The following is a 21,544-nucleotide window of genomic DNA, read 5'->3' as shown; positions in this document are numbered from 1 at the left end:
GTGAGCCATGAAGGATTCGAACCTTCGACCCTCTGATTAAAAGTCAGATGCTCTACCAACTGAGCTAATGGCTCGTAAATGGCTGGGCTAGCTGGATTCGAACCAGCGCATGACGGAGTCAAAGTCCGTTGCCTTACCGCTTGGCTATAGCCCATCGAAAAAATATCTTATTTTCAAAGACAAATGTTATTGTACCATAATATCCAATAAAAAACAACTGCCAATTAGCAGAAGTTAAAATGGCGGTCCCGACCGGGGTCGAACCGGCGATCTCCTGCGTGACAGGCAGGCATGTTAACCACTACACCACGGGACCATTTGGTTGCGGGGACAGGATTTGAACCTGCGACCTTCGGGTTATGAGCCCGACGAGCTACCGTACTGCTCCACCCCGCGATAATACTATTCATATAAAATTCATATGGTGGAGGATGACGGGATCGAACCGCCGACCCCCTGCTTGTAAGGCAGGTGCTCTCCCAGCTGAGCTAATCCTCCGAAGTGGTGACCCGTACGGGATTCGAACCCGTGTTACCGCCGTGAAAGGGCGGTGTCTTAACCACTTGACCAACGGGCCAATATGTATGGCAGAGAAGAAGGGATTCGAACCCTCGCACCGCGTTAGCGATCTACTCCCTTAGCAGGGGAGCCCCTTGAGCCACTTGGGTACTTCTCTGTATGGCTCCGCAGGTAGGACTCGAACCTACGACCGATCGGTTAACAGCCGATAGCTCTACCACTGAGCTACTGCGGAATAATGAAGACAATTTGTATCTTATAAAAATTCTTACTGTAAGTCAAGAAGTTTTTAACAACATCTTGTTCAAACGTGACATGTTTATAATATACTGGATTGCGTTTTTACTGTCAAGATGTTTTCGATATCGGTTTGAGTTTCCCTTTACACTTTCCGCAGACATATCTTTTTGTATTTATTTGACGCCTTCTTACATATTGAAGTAAACACTCCATACATTCATACTTATAAATCTTTTTTTCCTTCTCTTCATTAATCATTCGTTTACAAAAACGAGGTGCATCAACTTTCTTTAACAACTCACGAAAATCTCTGTCCCTGTGCTTATACCCTCTTCCTGTAATATGCAAGTGATAATGACACAGTTCATGTTTGATGATTCCGATTAACTCCTCCTTACCATACATTTCGTAATATCGATAATTCAGTTCAACATTGTGACTCTTCAACAAATAACGCCCACCAGTTGTACGCAGCCTACTATTGAACGTTGCTTTATGTAAAAACGGCATTCCGAAGTATTGTAGCGATACTTCTTCCACTAGCCGTTGGATTTCTCCCTCGCCCATTCTCATTCCTCCTAAACAAAAAAATATTTTTACACTTTTCACGCTTCTTATACATATATTAAATAGTACATATACCCATCCTCATTCAAGACGCGTGGTTTCTAAAAACACAACATGAATAGAAATCCACTCACCAACCTCTCATCAATAGCACTTTAGATTTTTGAGAGTAGGATTAAACAAGGAGGGATTCCTATGCCTACGTGGCTAAAAAAACAGATGCAACGTGCATATTTCGAAAAAAACCGGTATCAAATTAAATTGCTAAATGAATGCTGGTTTTATTATAGCAAAATACATCAAAACTCATAATCCATTACACTTTTTATTCTATAAAAAAAGAGCAGTTTCATCTGCTCTCTTCTCTTACTATTCAATCGGCAACATAGATAGTGCAACGCGTCCTTTTTTTGTATCAATATCATCTACCCATACTTTTACAATTTGTCCTACTGATACAACATCTAACGGATGCTTTACAAACTGTTTACTAAGCTTAGAAATATGCACTAAACCATCTTGCTTTACGCCTACATCAACAAAAGCACCAAAATCAACAACGTTACGCACTGTTCCTTCTAGTTCCATACCACGTTTTAAATCTTCTAATTTCAAAATCCCTTTTTTCAGAAGTGGTTTAGGCAACTCATCCCTCATATCTCGTTCCGGGCTAATGAGCGCATCTATAATATCAACTAACGTCGGCTCCCCAACCCCCGTTTCTTGAGACAACTTAGAAATCTCTACTTCTTCCAATCTCTTTTGTAATTGCGGTTGTCCTACGTCATCTATCGATAACCCTAAACTCTTCAATAACAATTCAACATTTTTATATTGTTCGGGATGAATACCTGTTCGATCTAATGGATTCGCTCCTTCTAATATACGCAAGAAACCTATACATTGTTCGTACGTCTTTGCACCTAAACGTGGGATTTTCTTTAATTCCGTGCGCTTTGTGAATTTCCCATCCTCTTCTCTCTTTGCCACAATATTTTTCGCAACAGTTTTCGATAAACCTGAAACATATTGTAACAATGCAACCGAAGCCGTATTTACATTAACCCCAACTTGGTTAACAGCTGTCTCTACTACAAATGTTAATGACTCATTCAATCTCTTTTGAGATACATCATGTTGGTATTGTCCAACCCCAACTGATTTAGGATCAATTTTCACAAGTTCAGCCAGTGGATCTTGCAGACGTCTTCCAATAGAAACGGCACTTCTCTCTTCAACCTGTAAATTCGGGAATTCTTCACGAGCTAAATCAGAAGCTGAATATACACTAGCACCCGCTTCATTTACAATAATATAAAAGACTTCCTGTTTCACACTTTGTAATACATCTACTATAAATTCCTCTGTTTCTCTAGATGCTGTCCCATTACCAATTGCAATCATTTCAACTTGATATTTATCTATAATAGAAAGAACTTTCGTTTTTGCGTCATCATATTTACGAACAGGCGGATGCGGATAAATAACATCAATATGTAGTACTTTCCCCGTATCATCTACTACAGATAATTTACAACCAGTTCTATATGCCGGGTCTACCGCTAGCACGACTTTCCCTTTCATCGGAGGTTGTAATAATAAGTTACGTAAGTTCTCAGAGAAAATATGTATCGCTTGTTCTTCAGCTATTTCTGTTAATTCTTTACGAATTTCTCTTTCGATTGAAGATTGAATTAATCGTTTATAACCATCTTCAATCGCTAATTGTACATAATGCGCACTTTTAGAATCGTTATCACGAATTACTTTCTTATATAAGAAATTTAATATCTCATCTACTGGTGGGACAACAGAAACTCTCAATATATCTTCTTTCTCACCGCGATTCATTGCTAATACACGATGTGGTACTACTTTTTGCAATGGTTCTTCATAACTGTAATACATTTCATATATATTCTTTTCATCTTTTTCTTCACCTTTTACAGACGAAGACATAATACCTTTTCTAAAAGTAATATTTCGAATCCAACTACGATACGTAGCTTCATCTGAAATCATTTCTGCAATAATGTCTTGTGCACCTTGTAAAGCTTCTTCTGCAGATTGCACTTCTTTCTCTGCATTAATAAATTCCACTGCCTTTTTAGCCGGATCTTCTTTCTTATATAACAACAACCATTCAGCTAACGGTTCTAACCCTTTTTCTTTTGCAATCGTTGCTTTCGTTCTTCTTTTCTCTTTATATGGACGATATAAATCTTCTACTTCCTGCAACTTTGTAGCTTTAACAATTTGCTGTCTCAGCTCTCCTGTCAGTTTTCCCTTCTCATCAATAAGACGAATAACTTCTTCCTTCCTATCTTCAAGTTGCATCATATATTGCCATCTCTCTAAAATCGCACGAATTTGCACCTCATCTAAAGAGCCTGTCCATTCTTTTCGGTAACGAGCAATAAATGGAACTGTGTTACCTTCTTCTGTTAATTGAATAACATGACGAACTTGCTTTTCGCTAAAGCCTAATTCTTTCACTAACATTTTCATTAACGCTTGTCGATTATCTACCATTTCCATATACAACCGTAACCTCCTCTATAATAAAAAAAGTTGCCCTTCAAAGAGAGCAACTTAAACTGCCGATTTAAAAATCTATTAGTCCTAAACTAATTTGTAACGCTTCATCTACACGACTCATCATCACTTCATCTAAATGAGTGATTTTGTCCGTTAAGCGTTGCTTATCGATTGTTCGAATCTGCTCAAGTAAAATAACAGAATCTCTCTCAAAACCATACTTTTTCGCATCAATTTCCACATGAGTGGGTAATTTTGCTTTTTGAATCTGTGCAGTAATAGCCGCTACAATCACCGTTGGACTAAAACGATTTCCGATGTCATTTTGAATGACAAGAACCGGACGAACGCCTCCTTGCTCAGAACCAACAACTGGGGAAAGGTCTGCAAAATACACGTCGCCGCGTTTTACAATCAAAATATTACCCCCCGCTAACTAAGCGTTCTACTGTATGAGCTGCTTCATACTCCGCTAAGAAAGCTTCAGATGCAATACCAAGATTAATTTTTCCCATTTCAATATACCCACGTCGCATTGATTCATGTTGGTAGCGTTTCTTCGTCTTATGTTGACGCAATAACAATTGTGTTGCCTGGCAAATTAGTTCATGGCGATTCTTATTCTCTTGTTTTCCAATTCCGTCCAATTCCGTTACCATTTGCTTTGGCAACCGAACCACGATTTCAGTAGTTACACTTGATTCGGACACAAAAATACACCTCCACCGTCAACTACACACCCAAATATATATATGACACCTATTGTAATAATACCATTGTATGGAGCCTGTTGCAAAGACTTCCTTATTCCTTGCTTATGTTTTCCAATTCATAAACAAAACATTCATCTTCTTAAATTTTTTATCTCATAACTAACTAAAAACAATAGAACTCCTCTTCAAAACTTACGTGTAACTTATATAAAAAATGATTATAAGTAAAAAGCTTCTCATCAAAAAGAGCTTATTATCCAGCAATGAACAGTCACTCCAATGACAAGAAGCAATCATACTACCTTCTATATATTGTTCAAGTAATTAATTATCTCTACAACCTTACCATTCCGTATAAATATTCTTGGCACACGGAAACTGATCGTTGCAATAATTTCATAATTAATAGTCCCTGAATATTCCGCAACCTCTGTAGCGCTAATATACTCATCTCCCTGCCTTCCAATAAGCGTAACTTTCGTACCAAGCGGCACTTCACAAGGAAGATGAATCATGAACTGATCCATTGTTACTCGCCCTACAATCGGTACCCTTTTACCATTTATAAGCACTTCAAATCCTTGTAATCTTCTAAGCCATCCATCTGCATAACCAATCGCTACAGTCGCGATCCATTCTTCAGTTTTCGTTCGATAAGTGACGTTATAACTAATTCCATCACCTTTAATCACCTGTTTAATATGAGCTACTTTCGTATGCAGTGATAGCGCCGGTTCTAATTCAAATGGTAAAAAAGGACGTATTTCTACAGAAGGAGATAATCCATACATTGCAATCCCAATTCGCACTGCATTAAATGTAATCCCTTGAAAACGTAACGTGGCAGCACTATTAGCTGTATGGACAAACTTAGGATCCACTCCGAATTCTTTCAACCAACTTAACTGCTCTAAGAACGTGTTATATTGCTTATCAAAATACGAAGTCTCAACCTCATCTGCCGTTGCAAAATGCGTGTATACTCCTTCTAACTCTAAAAACGGTGCACCTTCTAAACTCTTTAAAAATGCTTTCAGTTCTTTTCTTTCACGTATTCCAATTCTCCCCATACCACTATCAAAGTTAATATGGAATTTCATTACAGATGAACCATCCCAAAGTTTAATTGCTTCGTCCACCCATTCTTTTTGAAAAACAGTTAGCGCTACATCATTTTCAGCAGCTACATTTACATCACGCGGCGGCGAGGGACCTAACACTAAAATCGGCACAGTAATACCAGCCCTCCGAAGCACTAAAGCTTCATCTAAAAAAGCAACTGCTAACCTTGTTGCACCCGCTTCTAATGCCGTTTTAGCCACCGGTACATAATCGTGCCCATACGCGTTTGCTTTAACTACAGCAAAAATCTCTACATCACTTGGGATGAACTCTTTAATATGTGTAACGTTGTTATAAATGGCATCTAAATCCACTTCCACCCAAGTGTCACGGTAAAATGGTGCTTCTTCCATAAATACACTTCCTTATACACGATATGCGAAGCTTATTCTTTTATATGCTTCTTTTATGAAATCCACCTTCAAACTAAGAAAAGACGTGGTGCACATATATCACCACGTCTAAGAAGTCTACTTCACCTGCTTCGCTGTAACTGAACGAGCAACCATTAGTAGCTCCTTCGGCTCTAAACCTTTAGACACGAGCATATATTCTACTCCGTTATGCGACCACGTTACAGAGTCTTTCGTCAATGCACCAATCGTAAACCCAAGATCAACTGGTTCTCCACTTACACTTACCGCTGATGAAGCCTCTGCAACTTTTGCCTTTTCTTGTATTAAAGTAAAGGATTTCTTATTTCCAGTGTATGTGAGTATCGCACGCTTGCCACTGTCTGTCTTCAACTCTTTTTCATCTTGCAGAGTCATACCTTGCGGTGTATCAAGTGGATACAAAATAGCAAACGGTTTGTCTTCTTTCGCTGTTGTTTGAACATCTACCTGCGCTCTAGACATATTTTGTTTCGTATCAAATGCACCTTTATCAAATTTCGCATCGAATTTCACCTTAGAGAAATCTACTTTTACAAGAACATTTTGATCATTATCCATTAACTTCACTGAAACTGGAGTCAAATCGCTCTTCTTCAGCGTAATCTCTTGTTTCGGCAACATATTTTGATGTTGATAGTTTGTTTTTGTTTTAAAAATATAATACTTATCTGTTTTCTCGAAAGTAAGGTTTTTCTTATCCTGCAAAATATCTCTTACAAGTGATTCATATAAATAAGCCTGGCTGCTATTTTGCGGCCAATCACTTTGAAAACGGAAGCTCTTATTAAGTGCTGGCGTTAATACAAATACACCTTCTTCATTTCTTAAAATGATTTGGCTCTGATCTTTTTTTGAATTCTTTAAATTCACACGATAAAAAGACGGTTCCTTATGCCAAATCTCTACATTATACTCCTGAGGCTCATTTCCTGTTTTAATAGATAATTTTGCTTCAGCTTGATAACTTTTCATCCCTTTTACTTTCGCTTCTAAATCTCTCACGACATCATCTTGTTTCTTTTCCACACAACCCGCCAACACAAAAACGGTCAATAAACCGACAAGAACTAAAAACAGACGCCTTTTCATCACTTCAGCCCCTTTGCCCCTATAAATGAATGGAAGATGTACCTTCCTTATCGCTACCTCAAATATATGAGACAAAGATATAAAATATGCAGACTAGCGTGACGAGCTTTCTAAAACAACTTGAGCAACAGCAAATTCCTTACTATGACTAATTGATAAATGAACAACATACTCTGTACTTGTAATCAGAATCGGCTTACCTCTTTCATCATTTTTCACTTCAATATCTAAAAAGCTCACTTCTTTCCCGATACCAGTACCTACAGCTTTTGAATACGCCTCTTTCGCTGCAAACCTTCCAGCTACAAACTCTGTAAGACGACTTCCTTTCAGCTCCATAGCAACATTACGTTCATTTTCTGTTAAAATACGTTCCATAAATTTAAGCTTTCCATCTAGCATTTTTTCAATACGATTTAATTCAATAATATCGATTCCAATCCCTATAATCATTTCAAAATCCCCTTCTTCTATTTAACTTTCTTCTTTCATATTGATAAGAATAACAGAGAATCTTTCTGATGCAAAAGGGGTGATAGTAACCGTATGCTAATAAGATCTACTCAGATTTCTTTACAACCGACTATTCTCACCTTACTTTTTATTCACTTAGTCATGATGATATTAGGCGACTTTTTCCTCTTCCCACTGGCAGCCTCTAATGAATATATCGCTAAAGGAGAATGGTGGCGTGTCATAACTTCCCTTCTGGTACACGTAGACTTACAACATTTTCTTTCTAATAGTATTTTTTTGTTTGCACTTGGTTCTTCTATCGAAAAGCAACTCGGACACTTTTCTTTTTTTATTCTATTTTTTCTTTCTGGAATTTCCGGAAATATTTCTTCTTATATTATTATGCCTCCTGAATATATTCACGCAGGTGCATCAGGTGGTATTTTCGGACTATTAGGCGCACAATTATTTTTATTGTACAATCGATACCGCTCTTCAAAACCAAAAGAAATTGCCATTTTCTCAATTGTGATACTTCTATTACTGCTATTTACTTTCTTTAATCCTTCCGCCAATCCGATCAGTCATTTAACAGGTTTAATAACCGGCGGCATTTTAACTCCCTTTCTAACAAAAAAAAACGATGGTGCAAAGCTTATTTAATATAAAAGCTTGCACCATCGATAATTTCTACATCTACCTGTTCGTTTAAATCCCTCATTAATTGAAATAAAGACTCATCCTTCATCTTCGCCTCAATCATACAATCAATTTGCGGAACACTTCCCTTTATCCTTCTTAAAAAAGATAAAAATGCGTCTACATTAATATAATCTGCATGAGCTCTTGGATCTTTTCCCTCTCTAGGGCTAGAGATATGCATTTTAACCGGTAACAAAGATGTTTCCCACGTATGAACAACACGTGCCCAATCTTCATACCAATCTTCTTGCTCATTATTCATCATATGGTGATGCAAATCAAACACGACGGGAATATCTAATTTTTCTCCTAAATATAATGTTTCCTCTAACGTAAAAGTTGTATCATCATTTTCTAATATAATCATTTCTTGAATACCCCTTGGGACATTAGACCAATTCTCTATAAAACGCTCTAATGCAAGTTCTTTATCTTTATACCCTCCTCCAACATGTAGTACACATCGTTGCTTATGTTCAATCCCCATGCCTTTTAATAATTTTTTGTGCATCTGCAATGTCTTTACAGATTGTTTAAAAACACTCTCCTCAGGTGAATTTAGTACAACAAAATGATCTGGATGGAAATCAATTCGCATATTCATATGAATTGCATATTCACCTAATTCTTTCAATTTTTCTTTTAAAGGACGAATATAGTTCCACTCTAGCAATTCCTCATGATTCGCTAAAGGAATGAGCTTAGAACTAAGCCGAAAGAAAGATATGTCATGTCCCTTATTATGCTTTAATAAACGTAAACAATTTTCCAAATTGGAATTAGCAATTCTTTCAAGTTTACGAATTGCAGCATCACGATCATCTATTTTCTGAAACTGTGCGTACGTCATCGTTTGAGATGGGGATGCATTCTTCAAATGCACACTCATCGCAACGTAACCAAGCCTTACAAGCATATAACAGCCCCTTTTCTATCATAACTACTATGTAGTATGCACAATTACAGAAATAAAAAAAGAGAATGCCAACAAAGGGCATTCTCTTTTTTATTAAGCTTGTGGACGGCTATGATGTTTTCTTTCGCCGCGTCCATTTGAAGATCCTGGGCGACCTTGACCTTCACCTCTACGACCACGACTGCCACCATCACGATTACGATCACGGTTTCCATCACGATTGCGATCACGGTTTCCGTCACGATTACGTCCATCACGGTTACGACCATCGCCACCGCCACGTCCGTCACGACTACGATTACGGTTACCATCACGGTATCCGCCTCCGTTACCGCCACGTTTTTTAGAACCGCCACCTCTTGAAACAACTGGTGGTTCTGATGTTAAAGCGATCGGAGTTGTATCCGGCTCTTTAGTCATCATTTTTAAAGCAGCAGCTACTACTGTTACAGAGTCATTCTCTTCTAACATTTCTTCTGCAATACGCTTGTAGTATGATAAGTTCTCATTTTGGATTGTGCTTTGAAGTTTTTCAGCGATTAAACGTTGTTGACCTTCTAACGCCTCATCAAGTGTCGGTGCTTCCATACGATCAACTTTACGCTTTGTTGTACGCTCGATATTTTTTAATTGTCCTGATTCACGTGGTGTTACAAATAACATTGCAATACCTTTTTTACCTGCACGGCCAGTACGACCGATACGGTGAACGTATGATTCTGGATCTTGTGGGATATCGAAGTTGTATACGTGTGTTACGCCTGAAATATCAAGACCACGTGCAGCAACGTCTGTTGCAACAAGAACTTCAATAGCACCTTCTTTAAATTTACGTAATACAGACATACGTTTCGCCTGTGTTAAGTCACCATGAATACCTTCTGCTGCATAACCACGTAAGTTTAATGCTTCTGATAATTCATCAACACGACGCTTTGTACGACCGAATACGATCGCAAGCTCTGGAGATTGAATATCTAGTAAGCGTGTTAACACGTCAAACTTTTTCTTTTCTTGCACTTCTAAATAGAACTGCTGAATGTTTGGCATTGTTACTTCTTTTGCTTTTACTTTAATGTGTTGAGGCTCAGTCATGAAACGCTCAGCAATACGACGGATTGGATCTGGCATTGTCGCTGAGAATAATAATGTTTGATGTGTTTCTGGCACATCTGTTAAAATCGCTTCAATATCTTCAATGAAGCCCATGTTTAACATTTCATCCGCTTCATCAAGAACAACAGTCTCTACGTTTTGTAAGCGAAGTGTTTTACGGTTAATATGATCTAAAATACGACCCGGCGTACCAACAATAATGTGTGGGTGTTTTTTTAGAGCACGAATTTGGCGGTTAATATCTTGACCACCATAAATTGGTAGAATACGAACACGTTTATGTTTACCAATTTTGTATAGCTCTTCTCCAACTTGAATTGCTAATTCACGCGTTGGCGCGATAACAATACCTTGAACTGCTTCTTTATTTGTATCCACTTTATCTAATAGTGGTAATCCGAATGCTGCTGTTTTCCCTGTACCTGTTTGCGCTTGCCCAATAATATCCTTACCTTGCAATGCATGTGGAATTGTTTCAGCTTGAATCGGCGTAGCCTCTTCAAAGCCCATACTTTCAACCGATTGCAGTAAAGACTCACTTAATCCTAATTCTCGAAATGTTGTCAATGTTACTTCTCCTTTTCTATCCTATACTTATCATTTAAAAAAAGGCGTTTTCCGAATTTGCGGAAAAGCCCTTTTCCTGAATGCTCACGTATATAACCGGGCGTATATTCTTCACGAAAATACTTCTAAACGTTATTACACTTTATCAATTATAAGTTTTGTATGTGTAAAAAGCAAACCCAACTGTTACCTTATTTTATATTCAGGGCCTTTTTCTTTACTTTTATTTTTTTATCATTTACTGTAAGCGCTTATTATAAGTTTCTTCTATTTTCGTGACTATCATCCCTATTTATATACACCAATTATTTCAACATCGTAATTACTTCTTCTAATTTCATACCGCGAGATGCTTTTATTAATACAACATCTTTCGCATCGACTACTGCTTGTAAATCTCTTACTAACTCTTCTTTATTATCATACGCCTTTACACGTTCATTAGGGAAATTAATTTTTGCTCCTTCAGCAATTTGAGCTCCTAATCTACCGTATGTGAATACATGTGAGATTTTTGCTGGATCGATTAATTTACCTACCTCATAATGGAACTGCACTTCTTGATTTCCAAGTTCTAACATATCACCAAGCACAACGATTTTTTTAGTAAACCCATCTAAACCATTCATTAAATGGAATGCTGCCTCCATAGCCGTCGGACTTGCATTATAAGCATCGTTGATAATTGTTAATCCACTATCCGTTTTTACAATCTCCATACGCATGCCCGTCATTTGAAGTGTTACTAAACCTTGTTTCATTTCTTCCCACGTCACACCAAAATGTGTCGCAATTGCCATTGAAGCAAGTGTATTGTACACATTATGTTTTCCTAACACCGGTAGGTAGAATGAAATATTTTCATCTCTATTCATTTTAAAATGTGTCCCAGTTGCCTGTAATGTTACAGTTGTTGGATAGTAATCGTTGGCTCTTGCATCACCAAACGTAACTGTTTCCGCTGCTAAATTCATTTCAGGAACACGATTCGTTAATAACGGCTCATCTCCATTATATACGAACACGCCACCTTCTTGTAACCCTGTAACAATTTCTAATTTCGCTTCAGCAATGGCCTCACGAGATCCTAAATCCATTAAATGTGCTTCACCAATATTCGTAATGATAGCTGCATTAGGACGAGCTAACTTAGATAAAAATTCAATCTCTCCTCGGCTTGACATACCCATTTCTAATACAGCTACTTCTGTATTTTCTTCTAAGTTTAAAATAGTGAGAGGTAACCCAATATGGTTATTGAAATTTCCTTCTGTTTTTTGAACTTTGAACTTAGTCGCGAGAATACTTGTCACAATATCTTTCGTGGATGTTTTACCGTTACTACCTGTCACACCAACAACTTTAACATCCAATTGATCGCGATAGTTTTTCGCTAACATTTGCAGTGCAGATAGCGTATCTTCTACAAAAATAACCGGAAGATTCTCGGGTGGATTTGCTACATCTTTCATCCACAATGTAGCTACAGCTCCATTTTCAACTGCTTTATCTACAAAAGCATGTCCATCGAAACGCTCCCCTTGAATCGGAACATATAAGTTTCCTTTTTCAATTTTTCTCGTATCAATAGACACGCCTTGAATAATAGTTCCCTCATATTGCTCTGCTAATCCAGTACCATTTACCATCTGTTCTACTTGCTTTAACATTCGCTTTATCATATAGAAACGCTCCTTACATAGAGGAAGCACTATTCCTACGAATAGTGCTTCCTCCTTTTTTTGTTAGATTGTATATTTAATTTTTTGTTTTTCTTCGTGACGTTCAATCGCTAAACGAATTAACTCTTCGATTAACTCTGGATACGGTAACCCAGTATGTTGCCATAATAGAGGGAACATACTAAACGGTGTAAATCCTGGCATAGTGTTTACTTCGTTAATATACACTTCTCCGTCTTTCGTTAAGAAGAAATCAGCTCGCGTTAAGCCTGCACCATCTAATGATTGGAACGCAATAATTGCATCACGCTTAATCACATCAGATTCTTCTTCTGTCATTTCAGCTGGAATAATTAACGCCGTATCACCATCGATATATTTCGACTTATAATCATAGAAGTCCTTTTTCGGAACGATTTCACCTACAACTGAACATTTCGGCTCATCATTACCTAGTACCCCAACTTCTACTTCACGACCTACAATATTTTCTTCTACAATAATTTTGCGATCAAATTGGAATGCCTCTACAAATGCATTCTCAAGTTCTTCACGATTTTTACACTTATTAATACCAACACTTGAACCAAGGTTTGCTGGTTTTACGAAACAAGGATATCCTAACTTATCTTCTACTTTAGAATAAGCTTCCTGACGATCTTTTTCCCATGCACTGCGAATGAAAGACGCATATTTTGCTTGTTTTAAACCAGCCTCTGCAAAGATGTTTTTCATAACAACTTTATCCATACCAGCAGATGATGCTAGAACACCATTTCCTACATAAGGAATATTCATCAATTCTAATAATCCTTGAACCGTTCCATCTTCACCGTTTGGTCCATGTAGTAATGGGAAAATAACGTCAATAGCGTTTTCCTCAGAAGCTGCAGATGGAATAATCTCTGTACTTAATGATAACGGAGAAATCGCATTTTCTGCACTACTCATTTTTAAAGCTTCAACATCTGTTACTTCACCTTCAATACGCTCACCACGTACCCATTGACCTTGTTCTGTAATATAAATTGGATGAATCTCGAATTTATCTTGATTTAACGCTTTAATAGCAGCAAGAGCCGTCTGTAACGAAACTTGATGCTCAGCTGATTTTCCACCATATAATAAACCTAATTTAATTTTTGTCACTGAAATCACCCTAACCAATTGTTTTCATTTTTCTATTTTAGCACTTTTTATAAAAATAGGTAGTTCCTATTTGAAATAAAATGTAACTTCCACAAATAATTAAATGACAATACTTATTGGTTTTCTACACTTTTTCTATTCCACTACTATACAAAGGTGAATTTTAAAATGAAATGGTAATCCTATCTAGTTATGTACCTAAAATATGTAGAAATCCCCTTTTTTGTGTATGTCACCTATTTACTAAGAAGATTGTTTGGTTAGTGTATCTTTTTGCCTTTGCTCAACAAGGCGATCTAAAGAAATATATACAATACCTGCAACTACACATCCTACAGCTAAAATTGTAAATAGCAAGTGGCCAAGTAATCGATCTAATAAAAAGCCTCCCAGAAGTGGACCAAATGCGCTTCCTGTAATCCACTGCAAACTTGCAGCGCCCATATAAGTCCCTCTCAAATGCTCAGGGGCCAAGTTTGCTACAAATGTCATCTGTACAGGCGACATAATCATCTCACCTAACGTATATATAGCATAAACGAACAGTAGTGTTATTAAAATAACTGTAGCATTTGTATTAAACTCTCCAAACCACTTCGGTAACCACCCTATAAAAAACAATCCAATCCCGAACAAACATGCACCATATAACATCGTCTTCCCGACTGGTTTATCCGTAGCCCATTTTGAAATTTGAAATTGGAATAAAACAACTAATAGTCCGTTTAACGCCATTAAATATGGATATGGATTATTCGCTCCAAAAATACGCTTCATTTCGTTATCAAAATGTAGTGGCAACATGCCTTCTGTTTGAGAAAACCCCATCGAAATGATAATACCTGCTAATAAGTAAATCATTAATGCCTTATCTCGCATGACAATTTTCCAAACTGCCCCAGATTCCTTTTCTTTATGTTCTTCCTTATCTGTCCTCTTTGGCATCGTCTCTTGAATAAGAAGCAATACAAGTAACGCATAAAATAGCATTGTAGAAGAGGCAATAATAAACACAAGATTCTTTGACAACACAACTACTGATGCTCCCATTATCGGACCAATCGCAGCACCTATATTGTGACCCATTCGTAATAAACCATATGCCTCTGTTCTTTTTTCTGGTGCCGTTACATCTGCGACCATAGCTGATGCAGCTGGATGAAATAAAGAATTACTCAATCCTAAAAAAATAGATAAAATTGCATATGGAATAAATCCTTCTATAAATAGAAAACCGAGCATTAATAATGCATTACTTGCCATAGAAAATATCATAATCGGCTTTCTTCCATATATGTCAGCAATTCTCCCTCCTATAAGTGAACCAAAGCTTGCAGCAATTGGAGAAAGCGCCATAATAACCCCAACTTCCAACAACGAATCTACCTTATCTTTTAAATATAATGCAAAAAAAGGCATTAACATCATCATTGCAATTCCATTTAACGTCTCTCCAATAAATCGAATCCATACGTTACGGTCCATCTCCCTTAACTCACGCCACGTATTTTTCATCATTTCACTCCTTTAGTTAGCCAACAATTATCTTATAATAAGTTCAGAAAAATGTAAATTTTCAAATAAAAAAATCCATTCTAACAGAATTAGAATGGATTTTTTTCGCTTATAAATTCGCAACATCTTCTTCTTTTTTACTATTATTTAAAGCACTATGTTTTCGGCTATATAAGAAGTAAACCGCTATACCAATAACCATCCATATCCCAAAACTAATCCATGCTGTCCCCGATAATTGAAGCATTAAGTATAAACAGAAAATCACTGTTAACGCTGGTAAAAATGGTACAAGCGGAGCCTTAAATGCCCTTGGTAAGTCTGGATGGGTTCTTCTCATTACAATTACCGCAACAGCTACGAGTGCAAATGCTGACAATGTCCCCATGTTTACAAGATGTGCTAAAACATTTAAATCTATTAATCCTGAAATCAGTGCCGCAATAATTCCCGTTGTCCATGTATTTAAAAATGGCGTTTTAAATTTCGGATGAACTTTAGCAAGACGCTTCGGTAATAAACCATCTCGGCTCATCGCATAAGAAACACGAACTTGCCCATACATCATAACTAGCATTACTGTTGTAATCCCTGTAATTGCTCCTACTGAAATTACCCCCGCTAAGCCATCTTGTCCAATAAATTGCAGTGCAAAAGCAACTGGATCTGATATATTTAGCTGGCCGTATGGAACAATTCCTGTCAAAATAAGCGAAACAACGATATAAAGAACTGTACAAATTAATAACGATGCAATAATACCAATTGGTAAATCACGTTGCGGACGTTTCACTTCTTCTGCCGCTGTTGAAACTGCATCAAATCCTATAAATGCAAAGAATACTGTGGCCGCTCCAGCCATTACACCATCTAAACCAAATGGCATAAAAGGCGTCCAGTTTTCAGGTTTCACATAATTAAAACCAGCAAAAATAAAAATAAGAACAACTGCTATTTTAATAAATACCATAATGTTATTTACTCGTGCACTTTCACGAACACCTCTAGATAAAAGAACTGTCATCACTAAAATAATTAGAACTGCAGGTAGATCAATTATTCCACCCTTTCCTGTACCAGGAGCCGAGGAGAGAATAGTCGGAATGTGGATTCCAAACCCCTTTAATAAAGATTGAAAATATGCAGACCAACCGTTTGCTACAGCAGATGTAGCAAGTAAATATTCAAGCATTAAGTCCCAGCCAATTAAAAATGCGAATACTTCCCCCATCGTCGCGTATGTATACGTATACACACTGCCCGAGACAGGAACTGAAGAAGCAAATTCAGCATAACAAAATGCAGCAAAGGCACAAGCTAGCGCGGCAATCGCAAATGATAATATAATAGCTGGCCCAGAATGTTTCGCTGCCACAACACCCGTTAGAACAAAAATACCAGTTCCAACAATTGCTCCGATTCCAAGCATAGTTAGATCTAGCGCGCCCAATGTTCTCGCTAACGTTTTTTGCTTACTTTCTTGCATTAACTTTGCAATTGGCTTCTTTTGAAAAATTTGCTTCATCTTTCACTCCTCCAAGTTTTAAATTTTCTGAAAATTTTTAATTCGCTTTTTTATTTTACTCATTACGCTTTTCCTAGTCAATACTTTTGTCGAAACAAGTAGAAATTCTTCTGAATATGCACTATCCTTATCATTCTTTCTATATATCTTTCGACAACTCTTTTTGGTATTATTATACATGTCGATTCCACAAAAAAGGCATGCTCCCTTATTGAGAGCATGCCTTTTTTTACTTATTTCACAGTATATGAACCTTGTTCAATCCAGCTATACATATACTTTTCATCTTCTGTTTCATGTGCTTGTTTTACAATACGAAGCGGACGGAATGTGTCTATCATAACAGCTAATTCAAGTGTCTCTTTCTTCCCTATACTTGCCTCTGTTTTCCCCGGATGCGGCCCATGGGGAATCCCGCTCGGATGAAGTGTAATAGAACCTTCTTCCACACCTTTGCGACTCATAAAGTTTCCTTCTACATAGTAAAGAACTTCATCACTATTAACATTACTATGATAATATGGTGCCGGAATTGACTCTGGATGATAATCGTATAAACGTGGTACGAAAGAGCAAATAACAAAATTATGCCCTTCAAATGTTTGATGTACTGGCGGTGGCTGATGAATGCGCCCTGTAATTGGTTCAAAATCCTCTACATTAAATACCCACGGATATAAATAGCCATCCCATCCAACAACATCTAACGGGTGGTGTCCTAAAACATGTTTATGCATATAGCCTCTTGATTTTGTCATTACGACAAACTCGCCTTTTTCATCATAGGTCTCTAATTTTTCTGGACCACGAAGATCTCTTTCACAAAACGGACTATGCTCTAACAATTGTCCGTATTCATTTCGATAACGACGCGGCGTTGTAATTTGGCTATTCGCCTCTACAACAAGAAACTTAGTCTCTCCTTCATCTGGAATAACACGATAAATCGTTCCAATTGGGATCGTTACATAGTCGCCTTTTCTATAGTGAATCGTTCCAAACATTGTTTCAATTTTCCCTGTTCCATAATGAACAAATAACATTTCGTCGCCATCACCATTACGATAGAAATAATCCATTTTTTCTGTTGGGCTCACTACTCCAATTAACAAATCTTCATTTCCAAGTATGAAATTTCGTCCACTTATTGCATCACCACTTTTTTTATTTTCTTTCGTTCGGAAGTGGCGATGAGAAAGAGCAACATCCTCTTCATACTGCAACTGACAAGAATGCGATAATGCAGAATGACCTACTTCTGTTGGCATATAGTGATGATACAAAATAGACTGCGTACCAGAAAATCCTTTCGTTCCCATTACCTGTTCACGATAAAGCGATCCATCTTTTTTACGAAATTGTACATGTCGTTTATGAGGTAGTTCTCCCATGTGACGATAAAACATGCCCATCACCCGCTTCCTTTTCTTTTTTGATCGTATTACGTAGTGTACCTAAACCAGTAATCGACAGCTCTACAACATCTCCATCTTGTAGCCACTCTTCTGTACCAAGTTCTAAAATACAGCCTGTTCCTACTGTCCCAGAACCAATCACATCTCCTGGATATAACGTCACGTCCTCTGAAGCACGTTCAATCATTTCAGCAAATGTATAGTAAATATCTTGGAAGTTTCCCTTTGATAATAGTTTTCCATTTACATGAGCAGTCATTTCTAAATCATATCGATCACCATTACGATAAACATCTAATTCCTCTTTCGTAACAAGATGTGCTCCTAACGAAGTTGCAAAGTCCTTTCCTTTCGCAGGACCGAGACCTACTTTCATTTCTGTTGCTTGTAAGTCTCTCGCACTCCAGTCGTTCATAATACAATAACCAAAAATATATTCCTCTGCTTGCTCACGAGAAATATTTCGCCCTTCTCTTCCTATTACGCAAGCAATCTCCAACTCGTAATCAAGCTTTTTAGACTTTTTCGGACCAATTACAAAATCACCGGAACCAATTACAGCACGATGATTAGTAAAATAAAAAACCGGAATATCATACCATTCAGGCACAACATCTAGTCCTCTTCGTCCACGAGCTGTTTTTACATGTTGTTCAAATGCGTAAAAATCTCGAATACTACTCGGATTAGGAAGAGCAGCTGTCAATTGTACTTCTTCTAAAGCATATATACCCTTATTTGGATTCTTAATATTCCGCACTACTTCTACATACTCATCCGTTTTCTCTAAAAAAGCCATTATAGAAGAAGGGATTTTCCCTTCACTAGCAAGATTCATATCTATTACTTTGTCACCTTCAAGCCATCCAGCCCGTATTTCTTTTGAAGGAAGACGAAATGTAACAAATTTCATCCTGATTCCTCCTTATAAAAATGAAATTTCCACCAGCAAAGGGACTTTTGCTGGTGGATATAAATCTTATAAGTTTCCGCGACGCTCTTGTTCTCTTTCAATTGATTCGAATAACGCTTTAAAGTTTCCTTCACCAAATCCACGAGAACCTTTACGTTGAATGATTTCAATAAATAAAGTCGGGCGATCTACAATTGGTTTCGTAAAGATTTGTAGTAAGTAACCTTCATCATCACGATCTACTAAGATCTTTAATTCTTTTAATTTATCAATTTCTTCATCGATTTTTCCAACTCGTGCAGTTAACTCATCATAATAAGTATCAGGTGTATCTAAAAACTCCACCCCATTTGCACGAAGCGCTTCAACCGTTTTAACAATATCACTTGTTAATAAAGCAAGATGCTGTACACCAGCTCCATTATAGAATTCTAGATACTCTTGAATTTGTGACTTTCTCTTTCCGTCTGCTGGTTCGTTAATAGGAAACTTAATACGGCTTCCATTTGTCATAACTTTCGACATTAAAGCCGAATACTCTGTACTAATATCATCATCATCAAAATGAATCATTTGTTTAAAGCCCATGACATTCTCGTAATAACTAACCCACTCTTCCATTTTTTCAACATTACCAACTACATGATCGACAGCAATTAAGCCAGACTCTTCAAATGGAATATTAAACTCTACCTTTTGGAATCCTGGCATAAATGCCCCTTTATAATTTTTACGCTCTACAAGCGTATGAATTGTATCACCATACGTACCAATAACTGCTTTTTTCAATGTACCGTCCTCATCTGTTAATTCCTCTGGTGGAGCAATTGCGACGGCACCACGTTTCACTGCTTCTGAGTATGCTTTATCAACATCATCAACAAGTAGTGCCACATCCTTCACGCCATCACCATGAGTCTTTACAAACTCTGCAATACGATTTTCACTACTTAAAGCTCCAGACACAACAAAACGCATATTTTTTTGCACAAGAACATAAGATACCTTTTCACGGTTTCCAGTTTCTAATCCAGAGTAAGCCACAATTTTGAATCCGAATGCTCTCGCAAGATAATAACTCGATTGCTTTGCATTCCCTACGTAAAATTCTAAATGATCTACATCACGTACTGGAAAAAAGTCCTCCATTTGTGCAGCTAGCGTATCCATAGATTTTTGTTTCATAATATCTTCATCCCCCTGTAAATAGATTAAATGGTCCATACTTAAAACCAACCGAAAACGCTTCCAACATAAATAAATAGAAATTAGTTAGCAAGCTAACAAATTCTGACCTTTAAAATTTTCTATCTTTTCTGTCAAATTCCTCTTTTTTTCTTACATATAAAATTCGACTTTTTTCTCTTTGAAATAAAGTGAAACTTTAATCAGCCCTCACCAATCAGGCTTTTACTCAGTGGATTTTTGATTACTCGTTGAATCAAGTTGCAACCGCAGCGTCTAATTAGCCATGGATGCTAAATAATGAGGTAACTTTAATACTTGAAGGTATATAAGAAGAAAATAAAAAAGACTCCAACATATTAACTACTTACTAATACGTTAGAGTCTTTATTTTTTTTGAATGGTTGTATTTACATATATCATACTAATACACTTGCAAGGAATAGAATAAATGATGTTAATATTACTGCTCCACCTAAGGATCCTAATAAATCTGTTTTTGTTACTTGAAACACTTGTTCACTGTTCATATCCCTCATTCTCCTTCCATTTTTGTTTGATTTAAAACTTCTATTATACTAATACACTTGATAGAAATACGATTAATGCTGTTAATACTACTGCTCCACTTGCTGATCCTACGAAGTCACCTTTTGTTACTTGTAATACTTGCTCTTTCATATCTTTCATTCTCCCTTCTTTTTCTTTTGTTACAAAGTTTCTATTATACTAATACGCTTGATAGAAATACGATTAATGCTGTTAATACTACCGCTCCACTTGCTGATCCTACGAAGTCACCTTTTGTTACTTGTAATACTTGCTCTTTCATATCTTTCATTCTCCCTTCTTTTTCTTTTGTTACAAAGTTTCTATTATACTAATACGCTTGATAGAAATACGATTAATGCTGTTAATACTACCGCTCCACTTGCTGATCCTACGAAGTCACCTTTTGTTACTTGTAATACTTGCTCTTTCATATCTTTCATTCTCCCTTCTTTTTCTTTTGTTACAAAGTTTCTATTATACTAATACGCTTGATAGAAATACGATTAATGCTGTTAATACTACCGCTCCACTTGCTGATCCTACGAAGTCACCTTTTGTTACTTGTAATACTTGCTCTTTCATATCATTTATCCTCCCTTTTCATAAGTTATCATGTAATTTCTAAGAAATGTTTATTTCATAGTTTTTATGTTAACGTTACATTAAAT

Annotated in this window: 23 protein-coding genes, 7 tRNA genes and 1 rRNA gene (1 of these 31 running past the window's edge); 2 read left to right on the top strand and 29 right to left on the bottom strand. The window is 37.0% G+C overall.

Features of this window, described 5'->3' with window-relative positions:
* From rrf to ATL10_RS22480, 9 genes are all read right to left on the bottom strand, one after another.
* A 5S ribosomal RNA gene (gene rrf / locus ATL10_RS22520) occupies nucleotides 1–10 on the bottom strand; it reaches 105 nt to the left of the window's first position.
* A gap of 69 nt (nucleotides 11–79) precedes the next feature.
* Nucleotides 80–154: transfer RNA gene (locus ATL10_RS22515), tRNA-Gln, on the bottom strand.
* An 86-nt stretch (nucleotides 155–240) separates the two neighbouring features.
* Nucleotides 241–316 (bottom strand) — tRNA-Asp (locus tag ATL10_RS22510).
* A 3-nt stretch (nucleotides 317–319) separates the two neighbouring features.
* Nucleotides 320–396, bottom strand: a tRNA-Met gene (locus tag ATL10_RS22505).
* Nucleotides 397–422: 26 nt separating this feature from the next.
* A tRNA-Val gene (locus tag ATL10_RS22500) sits at nucleotides 423–498 on the bottom strand.
* 4 nt (nucleotides 499–502) lie between these two features.
* Nucleotides 503–577 (bottom strand) — tRNA-Glu (locus ATL10_RS22495).
* 8 nt (nucleotides 578–585) lie between these two features.
* Nucleotides 586–676: transfer RNA gene (locus tag ATL10_RS22490), tRNA-Ser, on the bottom strand.
* A gap of 3 nt (nucleotides 677–679) precedes the next feature.
* Nucleotides 680–754: transfer RNA gene (locus ATL10_RS22485), tRNA-Asn, on the bottom strand.
* 113 nt (nucleotides 755–867) lie between these two features.
* The gene (locus tag ATL10_RS22480) at nucleotides 868–1,326 is read right to left on the bottom strand and encodes a SprT family protein (RefSeq protein WP_000503730.1); all 459 of its coding nucleotides are present in this window, start codon (nucleotides 1,324–1,326) and stop codon (nucleotides 868–870) included.
* A 195-nt stretch (nucleotides 1,327–1,521) separates the two neighbouring features.
* Between ATL10_RS22480 and cmpA the strand changes: the two genes are divergently transcribed.
* The gene (cmpA, locus tag ATL10_RS22475) at nucleotides 1,522–1,638 is read left to right on the top strand and encodes a cortex morphogenetic protein CmpA (RefSeq protein ID WP_001143640.1); all 117 of its coding nucleotides are present in this window, start codon (nucleotides 1,522–1,524) and stop codon (nucleotides 1,636–1,638) included.
* A gap of 57 nt (nucleotides 1,639–1,695) precedes the next feature.
* Here cmpA and ATL10_RS22470 read toward each other — a convergent pair whose 3' ends face one another.
* The 6 genes from ATL10_RS22470 to acpS form a co-directional block, all read right to left on the bottom strand.
* Entirely contained in the window at nucleotides 1,696–3,864 is a 2,169-nt protein-coding gene (locus ATL10_RS22470; protein ID WP_139213355.1) for a Tex family protein, read from the bottom strand.
* A gap of 67 nt (nucleotides 3,865–3,931) precedes the next feature.
* A complete protein-coding gene (gene ndoA / locus ATL10_RS22465) occupies nucleotides 3,932–4,282 on the bottom strand; it encodes a type II toxin-antitoxin system endoribonuclease NdoA (RefSeq protein ID WP_000635965.1) in 351 nt (116 codons plus the stop codon).
* Nucleotides 4,283–4,286: 4 nt separating this feature from the next.
* Complete coding sequence (locus ATL10_RS22460) at nucleotides 4,287–4,574, bottom strand: antitoxin EndoAI (protein WP_000004570.1); 288 nt, start codon at nucleotides 4,572–4,574, stop codon at nucleotides 4,287–4,289.
* 308 nt (nucleotides 4,575–4,882) lie between these two features.
* A complete protein-coding gene (gene alr / locus ATL10_RS22455) occupies nucleotides 4,883–6,052 on the bottom strand; it encodes an alanine racemase (protein WP_000390593.1) in 1,170 nt (389 codons plus the stop codon).
* Nucleotides 6,053–6,169: 117 nt separating this feature from the next.
* The gene (locus ATL10_RS22450) at nucleotides 6,170–7,120 is read right to left on the bottom strand and encodes a LolA family protein (RefSeq protein ID WP_139213356.1); all 951 of its coding nucleotides are present in this window, start codon (nucleotides 7,118–7,120) and stop codon (nucleotides 6,170–6,172) included.
* 156 nt (nucleotides 7,121–7,276) lie between these two features.
* Nucleotides 7,277–7,636, bottom strand: coding sequence for a holo-ACP synthase (gene acpS / locus ATL10_RS22445; RefSeq protein ID WP_000583418.1), 360 nt, complete (start codon nucleotides 7,634–7,636; stop codon nucleotides 7,277–7,279).
* Between the two features lie 93 nt (nucleotides 7,637–7,729).
* On the opposite strand from acpS, the gene ATL10_RS22440 reads away from it, so the two are divergent.
* A complete protein-coding gene (locus tag ATL10_RS22440; RefSeq protein ID WP_000908526.1) occupies nucleotides 7,730–8,302 on the top strand; it encodes a rhomboid family intramembrane serine protease in 573 nt (190 codons plus the stop codon).
* On the opposite strand, the gene uvsE is transcribed toward ATL10_RS22440, so the two are convergent.
* The 14 genes from uvsE to ATL10_RS22370 all read right to left on the bottom strand — a co-directional run bounded on the left by uvsE (nucleotide 8,295) and on the right by ATL10_RS22370 (nucleotide 21,458).
* The gene (gene uvsE / locus ATL10_RS22435) at nucleotides 8,295–9,257 is read right to left on the bottom strand and encodes a UV DNA damage repair endonuclease UvsE (protein ID WP_000961144.1); all 963 of its coding nucleotides are present in this window, start codon (nucleotides 9,255–9,257) and stop codon (nucleotides 8,295–8,297) included. The two genes, ATL10_RS22440 and uvsE, sit on opposite strands and share 8 nt — an antisense overlap.
* Before the next feature lie 93 nt (nucleotides 9,258–9,350).
* Complete coding sequence (gene cshA / locus ATL10_RS22430) at nucleotides 9,351–10,940, bottom strand: degradosome RNA helicase CshA (protein WP_000206602.1); 1,590 nt, start codon at nucleotides 10,938–10,940, stop codon at nucleotides 9,351–9,353.
* A gap of 305 nt (nucleotides 10,941–11,245) precedes the next feature.
* Nucleotides 11,246–12,622 carry a UDP-N-acetylmuramoyl-tripeptide--D-alanyl-D-alanine ligase gene (gene murF, locus ATL10_RS22425; RefSeq protein ID WP_000595969.1) on the bottom strand — a complete coding sequence of 459 codons (1,377 nt, stop codon included), beginning with the start codon at nucleotides 12,620–12,622 and terminating at the stop codon, nucleotides 11,246–11,248.
* 63 nt (nucleotides 12,623–12,685) lie between these two features.
* A complete protein-coding gene (locus ATL10_RS22420; RefSeq protein ID WP_000161433.1) occupies nucleotides 12,686–13,771 on the bottom strand; it encodes a D-alanine--D-alanine ligase in 1,086 nt (361 codons plus the stop codon).
* Nucleotides 13,772–14,014: 243 nt separating this feature from the next.
* Nucleotides 14,015–15,286 (bottom strand): MDR family MFS transporter, encoded by a 1,272-nt coding sequence (locus tag ATL10_RS22415; protein ID WP_000799720.1) that lies wholly within the window; start codon nucleotides 15,284–15,286, stop codon nucleotides 14,015–14,017.
* A 109-nt stretch (nucleotides 15,287–15,395) separates the two neighbouring features.
* Nucleotides 15,396–16,811, bottom strand: a complete 1,416-nt coding sequence (bcaP, locus tag ATL10_RS22410; protein WP_000809361.1) for a branched-chain amino acid transporter BcaP — start codon at nucleotides 16,809–16,811, stop codon at nucleotides 15,396–15,398.
* 233 nt (nucleotides 16,812–17,044) lie between these two features.
* The gene (locus tag ATL10_RS22405) at nucleotides 17,045–18,217 is read right to left on the bottom strand and encodes a homogentisate 1,2-dioxygenase (protein WP_014481934.1); all 1,173 of its coding nucleotides are present in this window, start codon (nucleotides 18,215–18,217) and stop codon (nucleotides 17,045–17,047) included.
* Nucleotides 18,183–19,139 (bottom strand): fumarylacetoacetate hydrolase family protein, encoded by a 957-nt coding sequence (locus tag ATL10_RS22400; protein WP_086422752.1) that lies wholly within the window; start codon nucleotides 19,137–19,139, stop codon nucleotides 18,183–18,185. Before ATL10_RS22400 ends, ATL10_RS22405 begins: the two co-directional genes overlap by 35 nt.
* A 66-nt stretch (nucleotides 19,140–19,205) precedes the next feature.
* Complete coding sequence (gene hppD / locus ATL10_RS22395) at nucleotides 19,206–20,324, bottom strand: 4-hydroxyphenylpyruvate dioxygenase (RefSeq protein WP_000810920.1); 1,119 nt, start codon at nucleotides 20,322–20,324, stop codon at nucleotides 19,206–19,208.
* 419 nt (nucleotides 20,325–20,743) lie between these two features.
* Nucleotides 20,744–20,854 (bottom strand): DUF3948 family protein, encoded by a 111-nt coding sequence (locus tag ATL10_RS22390; RefSeq protein WP_001083691.1) that lies wholly within the window; start codon nucleotides 20,852–20,854, stop codon nucleotides 20,744–20,746.
* Nucleotides 20,855–20,897: 43 nt separating this feature from the next.
* The gene (locus tag ATL10_RS22385) at nucleotides 20,898–21,014 is read right to left on the bottom strand and encodes a DUF3948 family protein (protein ID WP_000654250.1); all 117 of its coding nucleotides are present in this window, start codon (nucleotides 21,012–21,014) and stop codon (nucleotides 20,898–20,900) included.
* A 34-nt stretch (nucleotides 21,015–21,048) separates the two neighbouring features.
* Nucleotides 21,049–21,165 (bottom strand): DUF3948 family protein, encoded by a 117-nt coding sequence (locus tag ATL10_RS22380; protein ID WP_000654250.1) that lies wholly within the window; start codon nucleotides 21,163–21,165, stop codon nucleotides 21,049–21,051.
* A 34-nt stretch (nucleotides 21,166–21,199) separates the two neighbouring features.
* Nucleotides 21,200–21,316: a DUF3948 family protein gene (locus ATL10_RS22375; protein WP_000654250.1), complete on the bottom strand. Its 117-nt coding sequence runs from the start codon at nucleotides 21,314–21,316 to the stop codon at nucleotides 21,200–21,202.
* 34 nt (nucleotides 21,317–21,350) lie between these two features.
* Nucleotides 21,351–21,458: a DUF3948 family protein gene (locus ATL10_RS22370; protein WP_000664237.1), complete on the bottom strand. Its 108-nt coding sequence runs from the start codon at nucleotides 21,456–21,458 to the stop codon at nucleotides 21,351–21,353.
* Between the last annotated feature and the right edge of the window lie 86 nt (nucleotides 21,459–21,544).

Origin of the sequence: Bacillus sp. 196mf (genome assembly GCF_003217275.1) — a bacterium.
Taxonomy (GTDB): Bacteria; Bacillota; Bacilli; order Bacillales; family Bacillaceae_G; genus Bacillus_A; species Bacillus_A thuringiensis_S.
This window is presented reverse-complemented; position numbering and strand designations above follow the sequence as displayed.

Bases quoted from the DNA above. Each gene is read 5' to 3' on its own strand.
- bcaP (WP_000809361.1), bottom strand. From the start codon at position 16,811: ATGAAGCAAATTTTTCAAAAGAAGCCAATTGCAAAGTTAATGCAAGAA.
- ATL10_RS22440 (WP_000908526.1), top strand. From the start codon at position 7,730: ATGCTAATAAGATCTACTCAGATTTCTTTACAACCGACTATTCTCACC.
- alr (WP_000390593.1), bottom strand. From the start codon at position 6,052: ATGGAAGAAGCACCATTTTACCGTGACACTTGGGTGGAAGTGGATTTA.
- ATL10_RS22385 (WP_000654250.1), bottom strand. From the start codon at position 21,014: ATGAAAGATATGAAAGAGCAAGTATTACAAGTAACAAAAGGTGACTTC.
- acpS (WP_000583418.1), bottom strand. From the start codon at position 7,636: ATGATTATAGGGATTGGAATCGATATTATTGAATTAAATCGTATTGAA.
- uvsE (WP_000961144.1), bottom strand. From the start codon at position 9,257: ATGCTTGTAAGGCTTGGTTACGTTGCGATGAGTGTGCATTTGAAGAAT.
- cmpA (WP_001143640.1), top strand. From the start codon at position 1,522: ATGCCTACGTGGCTAAAAAAACAGATGCAACGTGCATATTTCGAAAAA.
- ATL10_RS22470 (WP_139213355.1), bottom strand. From the start codon at position 3,864: ATGGAAATGGTAGATAATCGACAAGCGTTAATGAAAATGTTAGTGAAA.
- ATL10_RS22370 (WP_000664237.1), bottom strand. From the start codon at position 21,458: ATGAAAGAGCAAGTATTACAAGTAACAAAAGGTGACTTCGTAGGATCA.
- hppD (WP_000810920.1), bottom strand. From the start codon at position 20,324: ATGAAACAAAAATCTATGGATACGCTAGCTGCACAAATGGAGGACTTT.
- ATL10_RS22480 (WP_000503730.1), bottom strand. From the start codon at position 1,326: ATGGGCGAGGGAGAAATCCAACGGCTAGTGGAAGAAGTATCGCTACAA.
- ATL10_RS22390 (WP_001083691.1), bottom strand. From the start codon at position 20,854: ATGAACAGTGAACAAGTGTTTCAAGTAACAAAAACAGATTTATTAGGA.
- ATL10_RS22375 (WP_000654250.1), bottom strand. From the start codon at position 21,316: ATGAAAGATATGAAAGAGCAAGTATTACAAGTAACAAAAGGTGACTTC.
- ATL10_RS22380 (WP_000654250.1), bottom strand. From the start codon at position 21,165: ATGAAAGATATGAAAGAGCAAGTATTACAAGTAACAAAAGGTGACTTC.
- murF (WP_000595969.1), bottom strand. From the start codon at position 12,622: ATGATAAAGCGAATGTTAAAGCAAGTAGAACAGATGGTAAATGGTACT.
- ATL10_RS22405 (WP_014481934.1), bottom strand. From the start codon at position 18,217: ATGTTTTATCGTCACATGGGAGAACTACCTCATAAACGACATGTACAA.
- ATL10_RS22415 (WP_000799720.1), bottom strand. From the start codon at position 15,286: ATGAAAAATACGTGGCGTGAGTTAAGGGAGATGGACCGTAACGTATGG.
- ATL10_RS22400 (WP_086422752.1), bottom strand. From the start codon at position 19,139: ATGAAATTTGTTACATTTCGTCTTCCTTCAAAAGAAATACGGGCTGGA.